We start from the raw sequence: 17797 nt of genomic DNA, 5'->3' as shown, positions 1-17797 counted from the left end.
AATACCTCGACTTCGGTAGTCAGGAAGATTATGTGATCACGTGGTACAACTTGCAGTACGATGCCCTTCATTGCGGTCGATCCTCATGATAACCGACCACGGATCCCTGTCAGCGTCGGTGACGATGAAAAAGTGAAATGTCCGGTCTGTAATGAACCACTTCACGTCCGCGATGGACCTGATATCGCACGACATTTCTACCATCCACCAGAGTCATCGTGCGGCGGCGAATCTGCGCTTCACCTCGCCATGAAGTCGATTGCTGTCGATAAGCTACAGCAGGTATATCCCGACGCGGACGTACACATTGAATTTAAAACGGACGATGTACCCCGTCGTGCTGATGTCTTCGTCGAATTTGATCAGCCGTCATATCCGCTGGGCAAAGGTATCGCTGTTGAGGTTCAGTACCGAAACGACAGTAAGGACTTGACTGAGACAAGCGCCCGTTACCTTACTGGCGGTGTCAGCGTTCTCTGGTTGTTCGAAACAAATTACGAAGGGACACATCCCGACTACGACGACGTTGACCTCCCAACACCGATCCCAGTCTGGCCATACGGTGTCCCCCATGGCGACACAGCAGATGAGCTAGCCTCAGCCGCCACCCGGCTTGATCTGAGCGAAGAAGAGATCATTTCTCAGCTTCCGAATCACACCGACGGTCAACTCTCATTGACCGAATTCCCCGATCCAGATACTACTTCACAATCTACAACGCCAGACTGGGAGCTTAATCGGGAGATTCATCTTAATATTTCGCTAGACACGCCTGGTTCTCGCAAACTCTATCATGGGTGGGTTGATGGCCAGATTAGCAAGCATATGGACGAGTTCGCTGATAATGTGCTGGCTCAACGGAAAGATGCACGAATAGAGAGTCGACCATCATACATCAGTCAGTCATTTCGAACCGTTCCCGGTGCGATGTTCGATATGGTATTCAGGTCAAATCCTCTGAATAATGGTTCACTCATGCTCAAAAAATTTGCCGACGAAACGCATACACATTCAACCCGGTTCAACGACGACAATGTAGCCGAACTGAGGATGCTCGTCAAAGAAATCTGCTATGAACTATCGAATTCCCGAGGAACACCCCCATGTCACTCAGAAATAGACACCGTTCTAAACAGCACACTCGGCACACTCTCGTACACACTTTCTCGGGCCCAATCTAATGTAGTTGTTTTAACGACTTATTCAAAAGAGAAACCAATGTCTGTTCGATTTCACTCATCAAATACACCAGAATTGCTCAAATTCTGTGCGAAAGTAATGGTCTGGCATAACTGAGTAGCTCTGCTAAAATATACGGTGTGAACTTTCCGGCTGAGGTATCTGAGTTTTGAGAATTGATGCCCGCGTTATTGAATCCACCAGCGGCAGGGATACCCGAGGAGGTACCGTTGAATCGAACTCAGTACGTTGTCATTCGCTCAAGCATTTGGCCGTTGTATTTGTTCGAAAGTTCCTCTAGAACTGTCTCAATCGATATGACATTTACACCATCAGCAGAGCCACCCCCTCTGACGAAATAATATGCATCGACTTCATCTGCGGTATAGTTCCGAAGCGTCGTAAGGACAGCATCTTCGATTTGACTCTTGTTTTTAACTTCTCCAATTATGGTCTTGCCCGATGCTTCTCCCAGTATATCGACACCTTGGTTTGTCCCTGTACTCCCACCAGTCTGAATTAGCGGGAAAAATTCCGGGATGACTTCTCGAATATACTCCTCGCACAGTAATTCTGTCTGGTCACTAGTGTATGATGTAGGACTCAACTCAGGCAGATCGTCTCCATTGTATAGTGCCTCAAGCTGAGGAGCAAAGGTATTCCAAGGCGAGAACGTGTTTGGTGTCTCGTACTCGTTAAGTCGGTATTCGGAGCCCGAGATCACTTGAGGCTCACCACTCATTGGAACGATCTTGTACAGATAATCTGCTGCTGATTGATCGAACGCATCTTGCGCTTCCGATTCCTGCCCAACAGGGAATGTCCTATAGCCGCCTTCGTCGGCGTGGAACCCATATAATGGAGTCGTTCCGGGTTCTACAACCGCAATTTTTCGGTGTTCAGATGTAATCGGATGTCCTTCCGATGTCTTCTTATTAGGAATGTTGATTTTCTTTGCCACTCGGAGGGAGCACAGCTGTGGCTCAGAAGATTCTGCACAGTCACGCATCAACTCAAGCTGATTTGCGCCACGCTGCTTGTAGTCCTCACTATCGTAGCTTGCTTTGTTATCGTAGTGACCGACAATCCAACCCCGGTCAAAGAACTCAGCCATACGCTCACCGCCTCCACTACATGCCAAGCAAGCACATGCTGCTTTCATTTTGAATACACCGACTTGTTTTTCAAATAATATATTGATAATAGTGATGTACAGATTATCAAAAACAAAATCGTGCCACGGCATAACTTGACTCTGATTAGTGTCGTATTGAGGAACATTCACAGACCTTCTACAGTGTCCGGCACTATATTCCATCTCTGTACTTCCGAAGTACGCAGGCACCACACAACGTGAATTACGGCACTGCGGGTGACTACTCAGTAGAAGCGCATCACGAAAACTCCGGCCGCTCAGCATACTCGATGGGATCGCGTGACCCAGCGTTCCGGAACGCCTCAAGCCGGAACGCACAGGCATCACACGTTCCACACGCCGGTTCCTCGTCTCGGTAACACGACCACGTCATCTCGTACGGCACCCCGAGCTCCAATCCCCGCTCCGCAATCTCCGTCTTCGACCACTCGACGAACGGCGCTTTCAACTCAATCTCCGTCTCTGGTTTCGTGCCGACATCGATCACGTTCTGAAAGGCGTCGAAAAAGGCGGGGCGGCAGTCGGGATACCCGGAGAAATCCTCGGAGTGCGCCCCAATGAACAGCGCCTCGGAATCAGTCGCCTCCGCGTACGACGTCGCCATCGACAACAGGTTCGCGTTCCGGAAGGGGACGTACGATGTCGGAATTTCGTCGCTTTCCATATCCGCGTCAGCCACATCCATCTCTTCGTCCGTCAGACTCGATGCCCCGATCTGCGAGAGGTGCCCCGTCTCGATATGGAAGAAATCAGCCGCATCGACCTCCTCAGCAAGCGCCTGTGCACACTCGTACTCTTTGTCTTCCGTGCGCTGCCCGTACGACGTGTGGAGGAAGTACGGCTCGTACCCCTGCTCGATCGCCTCGTAGACAGCCGTCGCACTATCCATCCCGCCGGACACCAGAATGACCGCGCTTTTGTTGCTCATATCTGCTCAGTTGTGTCGAATCGATTATCGCTCTGTTCACCACACCGCACTCCCGCCACCACACGATCTCGACCAGGCTGTCTCTGGGCGACGCTCATGTTCCCGGGGCGTCGTTCCACAGGTCCACGTGCAGTCGCGGCGTGTACCGGTAGCCGTACTCCATCGCTAACTCGGCGACCTCGCTTCGCGTCCCGTCGAGTTGCTCCCGAGTCATGCCCTCCGGCATCAACAACACGTCATCATCGGCGACGGTCGTCGCCGTCGCTTCTCGCACTCGGTCAACTAGGTCCGTGATCTCCGGAAGATCCGATTCGTCGGTCACGACGAACTTGAGTTGTGTCTCGTACGCATCGACCATCTGGGAGAGCGCATCCATGTCGATCCGATTCTGTTCGTGTTTCTCCTCCCACTCGCCCTCCCCCTTCGGGTCACGTTCCGGTGTCGGCGTGCTGCTCGCCAGCTTTGGGCTGATACTCGCCAGATCGATCGGCGCATCCCGGTAGATCGTCCCGTTCGTCTCGATTGTTGTGTGATACCCCTCTTCGTCGAGCCGTTCGAGGAGTTCGACGGACTCCTCGTGGATGAGTGGCTCGCCGCCCGTGAGTACGACGTGGTTCGCCTGCTCGTGGGAGCGGACTTCCTCCAAGATCGAGTCGACGTCGCGCCACGCTCCGGTCGGCTCCCACGACGTATGGTACGAATCACAGAACCAACACCGCAGGTTACACCCAGAGGTCCGCACAAAGACAGAGGGGACGCCAGCAAGCGTTCCCTCGCCCTGCAACGAGTAGAACACCTCGTTGATCGGGAGGCCCTCATCAGCCGCGTCAGCGTCTGCTGTGGGCTCCTCGACGTCACTTGCGACCGGCATCAGTAAGTCGCACAGAGCTCGCCGGTTTCGCTCACCGACACCGACACGTCCGAGACGGTGTCTGGGAACGCCTCAAGCATCCGTTGTTCGAGGAGGACGCTCATCACCTCTGCCGTTGGTGGGTGATCGAGGACGACGAGGGCGTCGCCGTCGCCGGCCTGCTCGAACGCGTCAACGAGCGGGTCGCCTTCCTCAACGAGGAACCGGTGGTCCCAGGCGTCGATGACGTCCGTGACGTCGCCTTTGTCGACGACCCACCCTTCCTCGGTGAGTTCCCCGGTCACTTCGACGGTGATCTCGTAGTTGTGACCGTGTGGCCGCGAGCACTTCCCGTTGTGATGAAGAATTCGATGGCCCGAGCTGATTCGGATGGGGTTGTCTGCTCCGATGTGGAGGGTTCGTTGGCCTGCTTCTGCCAAATCCACTGCTATAGAGTCATCTTGAGGTATGCTCTGAGACATACTCAAAGAATATTATGAGCAAATATAAGTATTGAGTTTCACCGGCTTTGCTGAAATTCTCATAACATGACGAACTCTGACTCAGCTCCGATCAATATAGCATTCCTACAGATAACGACATTTTTGCGCCCGACAGCCCAGATAACGTCTCAGGGTTACCCCAACAGCTCTGTTATAATCACCTCAACGGAAAAATTCCTTGTGACGGATTATATAAAGCCCTCAATATCGGTCAGTCTGAATTTTGGTACATTGCTGAAAAGTACCCAACAGTCTCCTCTCCAAGGTCAGACATCCAAAATTGCGTCTCTTCTGGTAATCGGAAATGGAAGATGATGTCAGTGGCATCTTTCGCAATAAATCCTGCATTCATTATGAACGCAAGCTCAGCAATATCCCCTAACGTGCCAGAAGCGATAATGAGAATCAGTAGCGCAGGTAACTGAATCATAAAAATCGGTGCAGCAGTCATCAGATTGAGCTCTCGACGGGATATCCACGTCTCCCGCACCACAACATGCCCCTTCAGTCGGTAGTAGATCGGTTCTAAACCCAGTCCTTTCGCAAACAACCGATGTAACTGCTCATGTATCTCGAAGGTTGCCAAAGAGACTGCCAATAGCAAAACAACGAGGTACCCACTCTGACGGGTGCTATATCCGAGAATTATCAATGGATCAGCTGCCACCCGTGAGATGATCCCTGAAGAAACCAACACCACAACGACTGTTGCTCCGACAAGGAAAACGAGACTTATTAAGTTTAACAACCAATTTGGTTGACTAATCTTTACGGGCTGTGTGTATCCGGAAGGCACCGAGTCAGGCCGACGCATGATATAATTCTGTTCTGGTGGACACATTAATGAATGTTCATTGACTATATTGTTACTCCAAGCCAGATAGAATTGGTTTTGTTATGACGCTCTAATAGAACAGTTCTCAGGTCCGATTCACCAGTAACATCAATCGGTCAAACCGGTTGGTAGAGACACGATGGAGTGCGTATAAGCACATTGTGTGCTGTTGGTATCCCGATCCCCCCAACTATATCAGCTATCCATCAATGGACAGGACAATGGCAGTCACGCTCGCCGAGCCAACGGTGCTTGCTGCCGCGAAGGACACACTGTATCCTGATATCGACACGACCCCCGATCAGTACGCGGTCACGGAAACGCAGTTCACACAATCCACATGGGGTGGATGGACCATTCCTGATGCGCTCCGTGACCGGCTCGCGCCGTACAACACGATCCGGCTCGCTGCCGGCGAGCCCGACTTACTCGGCGTCGGCATGCCCGCTACCGATGTGCTAAACGGTGACGCAGCCACGACACCAGTCACGGTGATCGAGGCGAAAGGCCACAGCACTGACCCGAGCGGTGCGGACGTCGCTCGCGGCATCACCCAGGCCCACGCACACCTCCCAGAGGTCAACTTGGGGTACGTCGCTGCGCCGGCTCCCAGTGTTACCGACGCGGCGCGCGCACAAGCCCGGAACCTCAACGTCGGTCTTATTGCTGTCGACACCACCGACACGGCACGCGTCGTCGAGCCCGCTCGCGTCACTGGTGCCGGTGAGTTCTCAACCACGATCGACGCGGTGCGACTCCAAGCCACGACGCATCGGCTCACCGACGGCAGCTTCCCGGTGAATCATCCGAAGAATTACCTGGGGTATGCGCTTGCGCTTGCTGCTGATGGAGACACTGACGCCGTCTACGCCGACAACGTCATCAACGCTATTTCGGGTGGCCGGCGCGGCGCGATCCTGTTGAGTCTTGTCGACGATCAGCCCACCGGCGATTCGCTCACACATCTCGGCGCAGAAGTCGTTCGCTTCGCCCGCGATCAGCATGGGAGTGTCACGGCTGCGCTCACAGAGTTTGATACGTGGACTGGTAGCCGAACGCGATTCACCGAACTCGCTCCGAGATGGGCACAGCTCGCACGCTCCGTCGCCATTCAATATGAGCCCACGAGGCTCATCGTCACCGCGCTTGAACGCCTCCACGACAGTGGCGTCCGTGATGTGTCGCTCGCCGACGTCGCGCTCGAAGCCACACACATCAACCAGCCGCTGGCCGTCGAGGTATTCTTCACCCAGAACCGACGGGACGACGTTCTCACCGCTGACGGTGATATTCACCAGCCCGTGCTCACAGACCCGACAGTGTACAAGTCCGGTATCCACTTCCAATTCAAGTATCAGCTCTACCACCTCGGGATTCTCACCACTGGTGGGACCGACGACAAAGGAGAGGTGTTGAGCAACGAATGGCGGTTGGAGCAGGCTGTTGATACACTATCTTGAACAGTCTATATGATATTGCGAAACAAAGTAGCTAACAGAACATCAGCACAAAAATGGTTCTTGGGAGAATTTCTATGTGATTATATCAAACGAACCATACCACCGTTTCTCTATCAGATTGGTTTCACTCAGAAATAAATCGTAATCACATAGATTAAAGATCTCTCAGTCACAGGTGTCGACAAGAACGTAGAATGGTATCTAACATTCATCTCAGTAGGTGTGTTTCGATACATGGGTAGTGAGACATGTGAATCAGCTGTTGAACTAGAAATGCTTGCTTCAGGAATGGCGAAGCAACATGAGACATATTTAGACGCGTTACAAGAACTAATTGATAACTCAGTTGCTGCATCTGTAGCTGATGAATCATATTTTGAGGACCCACATGAACAAGTGACCATCTCTCTAACTTTTGTGCGGGGCGAAGATACAGTCACCACCTATATATCCGACAATGGACCGGGGATCACTCGTGAGCAACTCCAAAATCACGTGTTTCGGACCGGAAATAAGGAGATTTCGGAAGGTATTCTGAATAATGTCGGATGGGGTCTCAAAGCCAGCCTCGCATGGTTTGAGGAGTCTCTCAAACAGCGCGAACTTCAGAATGATACAAATCAATTCACACTCATAACACAGACGGATACAAGCGACTGCTTGCGTGTAGATGGGCCTATTACGGGAGATCTTCCCATTTCTAGTGGGAGTGACAACGATTGGGAAATCGGAGTCCCTGACAAAATTTCTGAGTTAAATCAAGCAGATCACGGGACACGTGTACATGCTACCTGTGCTAGATCGCAGTTCGATAGTGATGTGTGGCCCTCAGCGGAGTCACTCGGCAAGAAAATCCAATATATCCGTGAGCGACTAGGCACACTATTCCGCCGGTTATTGTCCGCGCGTGAAGATAACCGAATCGTGGTGAGCTATCACGATCTCGAAACAAATGAGCGAGATTGCTTCGATACGGTTCCAATCTGGCCGAGATATTCTGATGAGACCGAAAAAAAGAGCCATAAATTCGAGGTAACAACACCGAGAGGTGAACAATACAGGATAGAGTACGAATCAGGATCGCTAGACATTGATGCGATGACGGACCGTGCTGAAGAGGAGTATCCGGGATTACTCACGCAAAGCGGGAAATTCCGGTACCGATACCGTCCGAGTCAAAACAGGCAGGGCGTCGACATATATGCGAACGGTCGGGTCTTAATGACCTCTGTATTTGAGGACGTGTTTGATCTCACACGAAATAATCAGTATAATTACTTTGGAGGAACCCTCCAAATCATACCGATAGGCGACACCAAAGAGGTGCCAACAGATAATAAGAAAACTCGGATAGATACGAACAGCGAATTATGGAGAGAGATTCAAGCTGAACTGTCTAGGGAGGAATTCCTTCCTGAAGGGCGTGAGTACGGGAAACGGATTTCGACTGGTGGGGCATCGGGGGAAAATAATACGCAAGAGGAAGATGAGACGACAGAAGCCCGTAATCAGTCCACAACGATTGATAGCGATTCGGACGTATTCGGGCTCCATAATGCAGATGCACGGAGTGCCATCTCCGAGCTCCGTACCTACGAAGAAAATACGACAGAGAGTGACGAGCAACTCCTAGATACGACCGTTACGTCACCACCGTACTACGATTTGAAAGAGTATGGCTCGGATGACGGCGACGAAGTGGGACAACACGGCTCGTATGTGGAATATCTTAATGAACTCCGGGAGGTATTCGGAGATGTATATGAACTGACGAAACAGGACGGATCGCTGTGGATCGTTGTTAATACATTTAGACGGAATCGAGAAATTGTTCAGCTCCCGTTTGATATCGCCAGAGTCTGCCAAAATCTCGATCACGGCATAGAATGTCCAAGTTGTGAGAGTACCCTCTTACGAGGTGTAGATATGGTAGAGGGGCGCAAAATGAATTGTCCACACTGTGATCATCCTATACAGAATAGCGAATCGTGGATCCTTCAAGATATCGTCGTTTGGAACAAAAACAAAGCGCTCCCGTACACGAAGAAAGGACGGCTTCGAAATGTGTTTGAATATATTCTTTGTTTCAGCAAAAACCCTGATTTTGATTTGAAGATGGATAGGATCCGCGAATCACACCCAGATGAATTCAAACAATGGTGGGCGGACTTTCCTGAGCGGTATCATCCACGTGGCAAGCTCCCCGAAAATATCTGGGAGTTTGAACCACCAACACGCGGTTCTTTCACCGGTGACGTAGACGTGTTTGACCATCCGGCTGCATTCCCACCTGCACTCGTTGAGCGAATTCTAACACTCTCAACAGATCCAAATGATGTAGTGTTGGATCCGTTTGCTGGGTCGGGCGTCACTATCGCACAGGCTGAACTCATGGATCGAAATGGGATTGGAATTGAGCTCAATAAAAAGTACTGTGACGCATACCCAAAACTCCGGGAGCACCTCAGGTCTCAGCAAAAGGGTGAAGAGACATCTGTAACACAGGACGATTTAGATCGGATTATCTGTGGGTTGCGTCAGACGAAGTATGCGCGCGAACTAATTCGGTCACTTGCGGGGGAACTCGGACTCTCGAGCCCGGCTCAGCTCGATGTACACACAATCTTTCTGGTAAGTCGAGATATCGGATATCAATCGGTTGCGCCTGATACGCACGGGCAAGTCGACATCGTGTTAATTGTCGATGAGGAAACAACAGCTCGTGATGCACTCACGTATCATGAGACTGCCGAAGAAGTAACAACAATGCGACCTTGCTCCGGGTTTGGTGTTAAGGCCCGTCCCATTATATTGACGACCGACGAATTCACAACAGAGGTCACAGACGGTACATACACGCACTTACCAGAAGATCTGTTCGTGTATGAAGATGGACGACATTACGTGTACACGGAGACAATCACATTCTCAAAGTGGAAATCTATGACACAGTCAGGTACAGAGTGGACACAACGATATACAGACGATGAAACTCCCCCGATTGTCACAAACATCGGTCTTGAGGTGAATCATCCGAAACACTCGATGGATACTATTTCTCGACCGTTGTCCGGCAATCATGAATTTCGGCTCACTAAGCCGTCCACTAAATCACTCGAGTCAGTGATTGAATCATTATAGCTAGGGAGAATCCAAGTAGTGTCGTAGTTCTTGACCGTTTTACTCAGTATACAACGTCATCATAAGCATCGCATGGCCCGAGTACCAACTCATTTATCAGTGGTCCTGCCATCGTCACTGACGAGCAAATGACCGACGAGCCAGACTCTCGTTTTCGTATTTATCAGCACGATTCACGGGAGCTGAAATCACGCCTGAAATCTGAATTTGATGACGTAAATGGCCTCGTCGATACAATCATTACATCTCCGCCGTACGCAGACTTGATCGATTATGGCGATCACGACGAACAGGTCGGGCAGCAGAACTACGAATCATTTCTTGAGGACATCAGATCGATATACAAGCAATGTTACGAAATCGCTGCTGACGACTGTACGCTATGGATAGTCACTGATACATACAAAACAAATGGTCGGGTCGTTCGTTTGCCATTCGATATTGCCGACGAACTCGAAAATCTACAAAATCATGAAACGTGTCTTGAACCTGACTGTGATGGGGCCCTCCATCGGAACCGAGGTAACGGAACCCTCGTGTGTCAAGCGTGTGGTGAAGTTCATGATCCACTGCCTGAGTCTTGGCGTATGGAAGATAACATCATCTGGGACAAACTTCGCACACGTCCGTGGCACCAGAAAGGCCGGTTACGGAATGTGTACGAGCACGTTACAATGTACTCAAAAACGGATGAGTTTACGTACAACAAAGACGCAATTCGGATCACCGATCCCGATGAATTCAAAAAGTGGTGGGTGAACTACCCAGAAAGATACAGTCCGAAAGGAATTGTTCCGAGTAACGTCTGGGAGTTCCCTATTCCGAAACAAGGTCAGTGGGGACCGAAAGTCAGCTACCATCCCAGCCCGTTTCCCGAGGGACTTGTTCGGCGGATTGTCCACCTCGCTTCTGATCCCGGTGACGTTGTCTTCGACCCCTTCGCGGGAATTGGTACAACGCTCGCTATCGCAGAAGCACTTGGTCGAAAACCATTGGGATTTGAACTTAATGAAGAATATATTGAATATTACGAAGATCACGTCCTTCCTACCGCACGGCGCGAAGTTGGTAGTGTCCAATCGACACTCCAAGATGAGCAAGCGCTTCTACAAGATCGAATCTACGCGTTACGCATCCACAAGTACGCTTATGAACTCTACAAGGAACTGATCGCAACTGATAGAAACAGTCTTCGTGAAGGTCAAATCGAATTTATACAGGCTACCAGTGATCCCGCACAGTTTGATCAGGAGTCGGATCCGGATGCTAACCTTGAGTTCATCTGTGAGTCAGGTGTGAGAATCAGTGATGAGTCAATGGAAGCAGCGAAGGAGGGAATGCTCTCAGAAGACAAAGGATCTGGCGACTACTATGGAGTTGATTTCGAATGTACATCTAGTACGGTCTCTGAATATCTCGATAAACTTCGTACTAGCCCACCCTCGTTACTTGATGAAGAAGTGTATCTCTACCAAGGCAAACACAACTGGGCCGAATCCGACATGGTGCTTGAGGAGTGGATCGACTGTGTCGCCAGTAATGATTGGTTACAGTACTGGTCCAAAACTCGCCCCCCACTTGTCTCGAATCTTAACATCCAAGTAGAGAATCCGATGGACAAGCGTGAACAGGAGCAAATAGGCAACCAAGTGGGCCTAAATTCGTTCGAGTAGTATCGTTGTTATTCTGTAGTTCCTGCCTTCCAACCAAGATGATAATAGGCAAGGTTTTGCACTGAACTAAACTGAGTACCTGTCGGGACGTGTACTAACACAGGCTCATTAGAGGGCATTTCGACGAGCTCTTTCTCAATTAGCTGTTCAACAAGCATCATGGCTTTTTCTTCGTACATGTCCATCGTAGCGTGTTTTGATTCACTCATATTACATCATACTACGTGGGCATCCGCAAAATAGTAGCGGGTGATGTAAACGCCATTCCTCCGGATTGTGATGATATTAGCCTGTTTGGAACAATCACCAGAACCTTAGGTTTATTCGGTGGGGATAGTAGAGTTGAGTAAATGGCCGACCCAATTCTCAAATGGGTAGGTGGGAAACGACAACTGCTCTCTGATATCCGTTCCCACTTTCCAATTGAATACGACCAGTATCATGAACCGTTTATAGGTGGTGGCGCTGTTTTCTTCGAACTAGAACCCGCGAGTGGATCGATCAACGACCTAAATCGACGTCTCATCAATTTTTACAAAACTATCCGTGACTATCCTGAACGGCTTATTGAGGAGAACGAAATTCACACGTACGAAGAAGAGTATTATTACGAAGCACGCGATCGATTTAACGAATTACACACACTTGAGGAACGTACTGTAAACCAAGAGATCGAAGAAGCTAGTCTCATGTTGTATCTCAATCGCACCGGCTACAACGGCCTCTACCGGGAAAATCAGTCGGGAGAATTTAATGTGCCATTCGGAGAACATAGCAACCCAGATTACATCCGTGAACGGCAAATTCGGGCTGCAAGTGCTATTCTTGAGGATATTGGTATAAGCAATACTGATTTCAGTTATATCATAGATCGGGCCACATCAAACGATCTTGTTTATTTCGATCCTCCGTACGAACCGGTCTCAAAAACCGCGGACTTTACTCAATATCAATCGGAAGGATTTGATAAGTCCGATCAAGAGCGACTCCGAGACATTGGAGCTCAATTAAATGATGCCGGAATCCACGTAGTAATTTCGAATTCCCCGCCAGTATGGGAGTTATACAAAGACCTCCCCGATTTTTCGGTTAATTACGTTGATGCGGCGAGAATGATTAACAGCGACGCAGATAGCCGCGGTGACGTCGCTGAAGTCATCATAACCAACGTACCTACGAAACAGCAGCAACAGCAGAATCTCCAAGACTATGTGTAATATGATCTACCCATTTATATCACGTCCAACATAGTGAGTGTCTCATTCTACGTATTAGGAACTCAGAGCATCAGCTAACCAAGCAATAGCATATATACATAAGAAATTGTTAATTTTGGTTTTCATAGAAACGAGTGCTATTTGACATGCCGGATAACTTAAGATACAACAGAAAGAAGTCCACCCATGGCCTCACCTTCGTTCAAAGATCTTGATCTACCAGGAGTTATCGACACCGCTTCCACGAATTTCATCGACGAATTCTACGTCCCGATGCTTTCACGCTCGACAACGTACAAACGCGGTGTGGGATTCTTTTCGAGCTCCTGGGTGGAGTCAGCAGCTAGAGGCATCGCAGAATTAGCAGAGAACGGAGGAAAGTCAAAATGGTTGACTAGTCCGATCCTAGATGAGACGTCCTTGGAAGGCCTCAAAAAAGGTGACGAGGCAAAGCGAGATGAAAAGCTCAAAGAAAGTCTAGAGAGCTCTATCGATGACCTTGAACAATCACTAGCCGAGGAAACACAGAACGCTCTAGCCTGGTTAATCGCTGACGGATTGATTGAACTTCGTTTTGCCGTTCCCGATAATGGTCTCTCCGGTGAATTCCATGATAAATGGGGTATATTTTATGATGCTGATGGGAACAAGGTTGCTTTTCATGGGTCGCAGAATGACAGTCTTCACGCTCAGCGAAACTACGAATCGTACGACGTGTTCTGCGACTGGCGAAATGATACTGATGCCGAACGTGTCGAAAAACACGAAGAACGGTTTGATCGCATGTGGGCCGGAGAAATGCCCAATGTCTCCGTCTACAGTATCCCCTCAGGGATACGCCGAGAATTAATTGATCTTCGAACTACAGACGATCGACCTTATGAGCTCTCCGATGGAGCTGGTAATGAGAGCAACTCAATCGTTCTGCGCGACTATCAACGAGAAGCCGTAGATTCGTGGTTTGCCAACGGGAAGCGTGGTCTGTTTGAGATGGCAACGGGAACCGGAAAGACGTTCACCGCTCTTGGTGCCCTAGATGAACTCCTTTCCACTAATGATGAACCAATTTTCATTGTTATTTCGGTCCCTATGCGGCACTTAGCACCGCAATGGGCCGATAGTCTAGCTGACTTTGGGTTAAAGAGTCCGACCTACTGTTATGGATCGAGAAATCCCAACTGGTATGAGGATCTCCAAAATGCGGTCTCTAGCTTTGAGCATGGGTTTTCTAATTTAGAGATCATTATCACAACGCATGTCACCGGTGCAAAAGAAAAATTCCGATCGCAAGTCTCCAATATCGACGGGCAAACACTCATTTTAGCAGATGAAGTTCACAACCTCGGTTCAGAATATCTAAAAAAAGGCCTCATGCCTGCCTATGACTTTCGGCTTGGCCTCTCAGCGACACCAGAGCGATATTACGACGAGGAGGGATCAAAATTCCTACTGAGGTATTTTGACGGGACAGTCTACAAGTACACACTTGCCGACGCGATCCCGGAGTATCTCTCAGAGTACAAGTATTACCCACGAATTGTTGAAATGATGCCTGAAGAACTCGAGGAATACCGAGAGTACACTCATCGAATCATTAAACTACAGAATGACGATGAAGATGACGAGGAGGTACTTGAAAGACTCCTTCAAAAACGGGCTCAGATATTGAAAAGTGCTGAAAACAAGTTTTCGGAATTACAAGACATAACGAGATCTATCGATGTAGATCATCTGTTGGTATATACAAATCACGAGCAAATTGACGAAGTCCAAAAAATATTGACCGACGAGGGCATCATTCAGCATCGATTCACCGCTACAGAGGGCGATGACGAACGCGAGCAGCTACTAAATTCGTTCGCAGGTGGAAGGTATGACGCGCTTGTTGCCATGAAGTGCCTTGACGAAGGGGTCGATGTTCCGTCCACGAGACAGGCTATCTTAATGTCTAATAGTAAGAATCCGATGCAGTTTGTACAGCGGCGTGGCAGAGTTCTCCGAAAAGATCCGGATTCGAATGTCGATTACGCAGAGATATATGATATGATTGTTGTACCCACAATGAACCCAGACGCAGAGTTGCTTGAATCTGAGAGAAATATTATTAGAAAAGAACTAGATCGGTTCGAAGAATTCGTTGAGAATGCTAAAAATGAGCGATCGGCTCGCATGGCTATCCAAAGAATCCGGACCGAATATCAAGTGTAAGAGTTCACCACAAGAGATAACATTAGGTCTATAGTTAGATCGTATAGATGGAAGAAGAAACGGTCAATCGGCTCATTACCGACGAGGTGGAAAAGATAGACGACTCAGAGAGAAAACAGTTCATCAGAAGTGTTCTCTCACATGAACGCAAGCACATCGATCTTGAGAACTTTGGATACAAGTCTGAATACAAGGACATGATAAAGGAAGCAACCGGTACAGAGGACTAATATGGTTCAGATATTGGAATTACATTTGAAGAATTACCGGCAGTACGAGGGTGAAACCACAATCGACCTCCGCACTACCCCGGAGAAAAATGTCAACATTATCGAAGGGCAAAATGGAGCTGGTAAATCAAATATTCTCAATGCAATAACCCTGTGTTTCTATGATGAGGAGATTCATCAGGAGGCGACAGGTGAGGAGCTTGAAACCCTATCGTACGTTTCTGAATCAGTTGTTGAAGGACTCTCTACAGGGGATTCTGCACGTGGATACGTCGAAGTTCATCTTGGGGAAGACAACCCAGATTACATCTTCAAACGCGAATTTGAGACGTTTAAAGTCCCAAACGGGCACAACGACCAGACGTACGATATCGAGCTTAGCCGACGGGTTGGAAACCAGTACGAAATCGTAACCGACCCACAGACAACTCTCAACCAACTGCTCCCGGCCGAGGTTCGAGACTACTTCATATTTGACGGTGAGGCTCTCACCGAGTTTTTCGAAGGCGGGTATAAGGACAGGGTCAGAAATGGAATTATTGACGTTTCACATATTGGAGTTTTAAACAGCGGTATTGATCACGTTGAGAAGGTCCGAGACGAGATACAACGTAAGGCTAAAAATGTGGAAGGTGAGGCTGCGGAGATTCAGGAGCGGATCGAAACCCTCGAAAACGAACTGTCGAATTTAGAAGGTAAAAAGGCCACACTTGAGACAGAAAAGACCGAAGTGGAAAACGAAATTGCACGTTTAGAAAAGAAGCTTCGAGGTGCGAGCGATCAGGGGGTCCAAGATCTAATTCAACAACGTGATGATCTTCGAGAAGATATCGACGACTTCGATTCTCGAATAGAAACAACGAAGCAAGACATTCTAAATGAGCTTCGACAAGCCGGGCCAGCTGTCTACGCCATGGATGCGCTTGATTATACTGTTGACCAGCTCAAAACGCTCGAAAGTAAAGGAAAACTTCCACCTAAGATCCAAGATTGGTTTATTGATGAGCTAATTGAGCAGGGTGAATGTATCTGTGGTGCAGACATTACAGAAGGCGGTGAGACGCATGAACACCTCAAAGAACTGAAGAGCACCATGTCTAACGTATCGACAGATAATGTGGAGGGAAAGACTGAAATACCACATATCATACAAGATGGAAATCAAGGAGCTGAAACGATACGGGAGTATCGTCGTCGGCTTCATGAGCTGAAGGAGAAGCTTGAATCGAAAGATCAGGATCTCTCAGAAGTGAAAAACAAGCTCAAAGGTACAGACATCCCTGACGATGTTGATGTTGGTGAGCTTACTTCACAACTAGATGACTTAGAGGAAGATAAAGAGGATCTCATCCAAGAAATCGGACGCCAGGATGCGAAAATTGAAGACAAGAATAAGGATATTAGATCTGCTGAGAGTCAACTTGACGAGGAACTTCGAAAAGAAGATCGCCACTCAGATATTGTTACACAAAAAGACTTTGCAACCCGGGCAGTTGACGATATGAAAAATATTAAAGAAAAGATTCTCAGTCAGATAAGGACCGAAACAGAAGAGAATCTTAATAAATACTTTAATGATCTGATTTGGAAAGATGACAAATACACAATCTCGCTCGACGAGGATTACAGCGTTGAGGTTCAAGGGCCTGACTCACCGGATAATCGAATTGGGTCGCTTTCAGCCGGCGAGAAACAGGTACTTGCCCTTTCGTTCATGGCTGCCTTATCTGATATAAGTGGATTTACGGCCCCAATTGTAATAGACACACCATTAGGTCGTATTTCAGGCAACCCAAAAAAGCTCATCGCTCAGAATCTACCGGATTATCTTGAGGACACACAAATGACATTCCTAATGACCGACGAAGAGTACACAGATGAAGTTCAGGGGTTAATGAAACACCGAGTCGCAAATGAATATCAGTTACACTACGCAGACGGCACCACAGAGGTGACGTCGTATGAGTGATGGACGCCCTCGTGACGCACGAATCCCAGATGAAAAACGGCCCAAGTTTGAGGAATTGACTGAGAGTAGCGATTCTCCATTCCGTGATTGGGAAAGTAACGAATTATTCGTGTACGCCGCTGCCTACGGGTTTGACCAAGGTCTACGTACTGAAATGGACAGCGCGGGTCATGCGCTTTTCCAATGGAACCAATTGAGTGATTCACAGGATTGGATTCTCAAATCAATCGCTGTCAAAGAACAAGAGGACCACGAGGTCTTGGACGACGGCAGTGCTATTGACACGATTTCGCGCGAGTACGCAAATGGTGGCATAGAACGTCTCTATCAAAAGTACGTTGGAACAGGAGATCTATTTATTGAACTAACTGATGATGTGATGGACCTCGCGGATACCTAATTACCGCTGTAGAATACTTTCGAGTCGAAGCTACAGTGTGGTGGAGTA

15 protein-coding genes are annotated in these 17797 nt (G+C 48.7%); 9 read left to right on the top strand and 6 right to left on the bottom strand.

The genetic code is table 11. From position 1 onward, the window contains the following. Positions 1-60: 60 nt before the first annotated feature. Positions 61-1296, top strand: coding sequence for a competence protein CoiA family protein (locus F3H13_RS12640; protein WP_149799376.1), 1236 nt, complete (start codon positions 61-63; stop codon positions 1294-1296). Between the two features lie 124 nt (positions 1297-1420). Here the strand turns inward: F3H13_RS12640 and F3H13_RS12635 are convergent, their stop codons facing one another. The 5 genes from F3H13_RS12635 to F3H13_RS12615 form a co-directional block, all read right to left on the bottom strand. Next, positions 1421-2293 carry a hypothetical protein gene (locus tag F3H13_RS12635; RefSeq protein WP_149799375.1) on the bottom strand — a complete coding sequence of 291 codons (873 nt, stop codon included), beginning with the start codon at positions 2291-2293 and terminating at the stop codon, positions 1421-1423. A 280-nt stretch (positions 2294-2573) separates the two neighbouring features. Continuing rightward, positions 2574-3263 carry a 7-cyano-7-deazaguanine synthase QueC gene (gene queC, locus F3H13_RS12630; protein ID WP_149799374.1) on the bottom strand — a complete coding sequence of 230 codons (690 nt, stop codon included), beginning with the start codon at positions 3261-3263 and terminating at the stop codon, positions 2574-2576. Positions 3264-3357: 94 nt separating this feature from the next. Beyond that, entirely contained in the window at positions 3358-4134 is a 777-nt protein-coding gene (locus F3H13_RS12625; RefSeq protein WP_149799373.1) for a 7-carboxy-7-deazaguanine synthase QueE, read from the bottom strand. Further along, the gene (locus F3H13_RS12620; RefSeq protein ID WP_149799372.1) at positions 4134-4595 is read right to left on the bottom strand and encodes a 6-pyruvoyl trahydropterin synthase family protein; all 462 of its coding nucleotides are present in this window, start codon (positions 4593-4595) and stop codon (positions 4134-4136) included. Before F3H13_RS12620 ends, F3H13_RS12625 begins: the two co-directional genes overlap by 1 nt. A gap of 232 nt (positions 4596-4827) precedes the next feature. After that, positions 4828-5430: a metalloprotease family protein gene (locus F3H13_RS12615; RefSeq protein WP_188128065.1), complete on the bottom strand. Its 603-nt coding sequence runs from the start codon at positions 5428-5430 to the stop codon at positions 4828-4830. Positions 5431-5672: 242 nt separating this feature from the next. Here F3H13_RS12615 and F3H13_RS12610 point away from each other — a divergent pair, with 242 nt between their 5' ends. The 3 genes from F3H13_RS12610 (at position 5673) to F3H13_RS12600 (ending at position 11725) form a co-directional block, all read left to right on the top strand. Beyond that, positions 5673-6911, top strand: a complete 1239-nt coding sequence (locus tag F3H13_RS12610) for a hypothetical protein (RefSeq protein ID WP_149799370.1) — start codon at positions 5673-5675, stop codon at positions 6909-6911. Between the two features lie 234 nt (positions 6912-7145). After that, positions 7146-10052, top strand: a complete 2907-nt coding sequence (locus tag F3H13_RS12605) for a DNA methyltransferase (protein WP_149799369.1) — start codon at positions 7146-7148, stop codon at positions 10050-10052. 128 nt (positions 10053-10180) lie between these two features. Then, positions 10181-11725 (top strand): DNA-methyltransferase, encoded by a 1545-nt coding sequence (locus F3H13_RS12600; RefSeq protein WP_149799368.1) that lies wholly within the window; start codon positions 10181-10183, stop codon positions 11723-11725. Between the two features lie 8 nt (positions 11726-11733). Here F3H13_RS12600 and F3H13_RS12595 read toward each other — a convergent pair whose 3' ends face one another. After that, the gene (locus F3H13_RS12595; protein WP_149799367.1) at positions 11734-11934 is read right to left on the bottom strand and encodes a hypothetical protein; all 201 of its coding nucleotides are present in this window, start codon (positions 11932-11934) and stop codon (positions 11734-11736) included. A 141-nt stretch (positions 11935-12075) separates the two neighbouring features. On the opposite strand from F3H13_RS12595, the gene F3H13_RS12590 reads away from it, so the two are divergent. The 5 genes from F3H13_RS12590 to F3H13_RS12570 all read left to right on the top strand — a co-directional run bounded on the left by F3H13_RS12590 (position 12076) and on the right by F3H13_RS12570 (position 17749). After that, the gene (locus F3H13_RS12590; protein ID WP_149799366.1) at positions 12076-12942 is read left to right on the top strand and encodes a DNA adenine methylase; all 867 of its coding nucleotides are present in this window, start codon (positions 12076-12078) and stop codon (positions 12940-12942) included. Between the two features lie 186 nt (positions 12943-13128). Beyond that, the gene (locus F3H13_RS12585; RefSeq protein WP_149799365.1) at positions 13129-15150 is read left to right on the top strand and encodes a DEAD/DEAH box helicase family protein; all 2022 of its coding nucleotides are present in this window, start codon (positions 13129-13131) and stop codon (positions 15148-15150) included. 47 nt (positions 15151-15197) lie between these two features. Beyond that, positions 15198-15380 carry a hypothetical protein gene (locus tag F3H13_RS12580; RefSeq protein ID WP_149799364.1) on the top strand — a complete coding sequence of 61 codons (183 nt, stop codon included), beginning with the start codon at positions 15198-15200 and terminating at the stop codon, positions 15378-15380. Positions 15381-15405: 25 nt separating this feature from the next. Continuing rightward, positions 15406-17349: a chromosome segregation protein gene (locus F3H13_RS12575; protein WP_262488608.1), complete on the top strand. Its 1944-nt coding sequence runs from the start codon at positions 15406-15408 to the stop codon at positions 17347-17349. Then, positions 17342-17749, top strand: a complete 408-nt coding sequence (locus tag F3H13_RS12570; RefSeq protein ID WP_149799362.1) for a hypothetical protein — start codon at positions 17342-17344, stop codon at positions 17747-17749. The genes F3H13_RS12575 and F3H13_RS12570 overlap by 8 nt, the downstream gene beginning before the upstream one ends. Positions 17750-17797: the final 48 nt, after the last annotated feature.

The sequence above is a fragment of the Halorubrum xinjiangense genome (genome assembly GCF_900102375.1).
Taxonomy (GTDB): domain Archaea; phylum Halobacteriota; class Halobacteria; order Halobacteriales; family Haloferacaceae; genus Halorubrum; species Halorubrum xinjiangense.
Note: the sequence above shows the minus strand (reverse complement) of the source record. Positions and strands in the feature narration are given on the sequence as shown.

Bases quoted from the DNA above. Each gene is read 5' to 3' on its own strand.
- F3H13_RS12640 (WP_149799376.1), top strand. From the start codon at position 61: ATGCCCTTCATTGCGGTCGATCCTCATGATAACCGACCACGGATCCCT.
- F3H13_RS12635 (WP_149799375.1), bottom strand. From the start codon at position 2,293: ATGGCTGAGTTCTTTGACCGGGGTTGGATTGTCGGTCACTACGATAAC.
- queC (WP_149799374.1), bottom strand. From the start codon at position 3,263: ATGAGCAACAAAAGCGCGGTCATTCTGGTGTCCGGCGGGATGGATAGT.
- F3H13_RS12625 (WP_149799373.1), bottom strand. From the start codon at position 4,134: ATGCCGGTCGCAAGTGACGTCGAGGAGCCCACAGCAGACGCTGACGCG.
- F3H13_RS12620 (WP_149799372.1), bottom strand. From the start codon at position 4,595: ATGTCTCAGAGCATACCTCAAGATGACTCTATAGCAGTGGATTTGGCA.
- F3H13_RS12615 (WP_188128065.1), bottom strand. From the start codon at position 5,430: ATGCGTCGGCCTGACTCGGTGCCTTCCGGATACACACAGCCCGTAAAG.
- F3H13_RS12610 (WP_149799370.1), top strand. From the start codon at position 5,673: ATGGCAGTCACGCTCGCCGAGCCAACGGTGCTTGCTGCCGCGAAGGAC.
- F3H13_RS12605 (WP_149799369.1), top strand. From the start codon at position 7,146: ATGGGTAGTGAGACATGTGAATCAGCTGTTGAACTAGAAATGCTTGCT.
- F3H13_RS12600 (WP_149799368.1), top strand. From the start codon at position 10,181: ATGACCGACGAGCCAGACTCTCGTTTTCGTATTTATCAGCACGATTCA.
- F3H13_RS12595 (WP_149799367.1), bottom strand. From the start codon at position 11,934: ATGAGTGAATCAAAACACGCTACGATGGACATGTACGAAGAAAAAGCC.
- F3H13_RS12590 (WP_149799366.1), top strand. From the start codon at position 12,076: ATGGCCGACCCAATTCTCAAATGGGTAGGTGGGAAACGACAACTGCTC.
- F3H13_RS12585 (WP_149799365.1), top strand. From the start codon at position 13,129: ATGGCCTCACCTTCGTTCAAAGATCTTGATCTACCAGGAGTTATCGAC.
- F3H13_RS12580 (WP_149799364.1), top strand. From the start codon at position 15,198: ATGGAAGAAGAAACGGTCAATCGGCTCATTACCGACGAGGTGGAAAAG.
- F3H13_RS12570 (WP_149799362.1), top strand. From the start codon at position 17,342: ATGAGTGATGGACGCCCTCGTGACGCACGAATCCCAGATGAAAAACGG.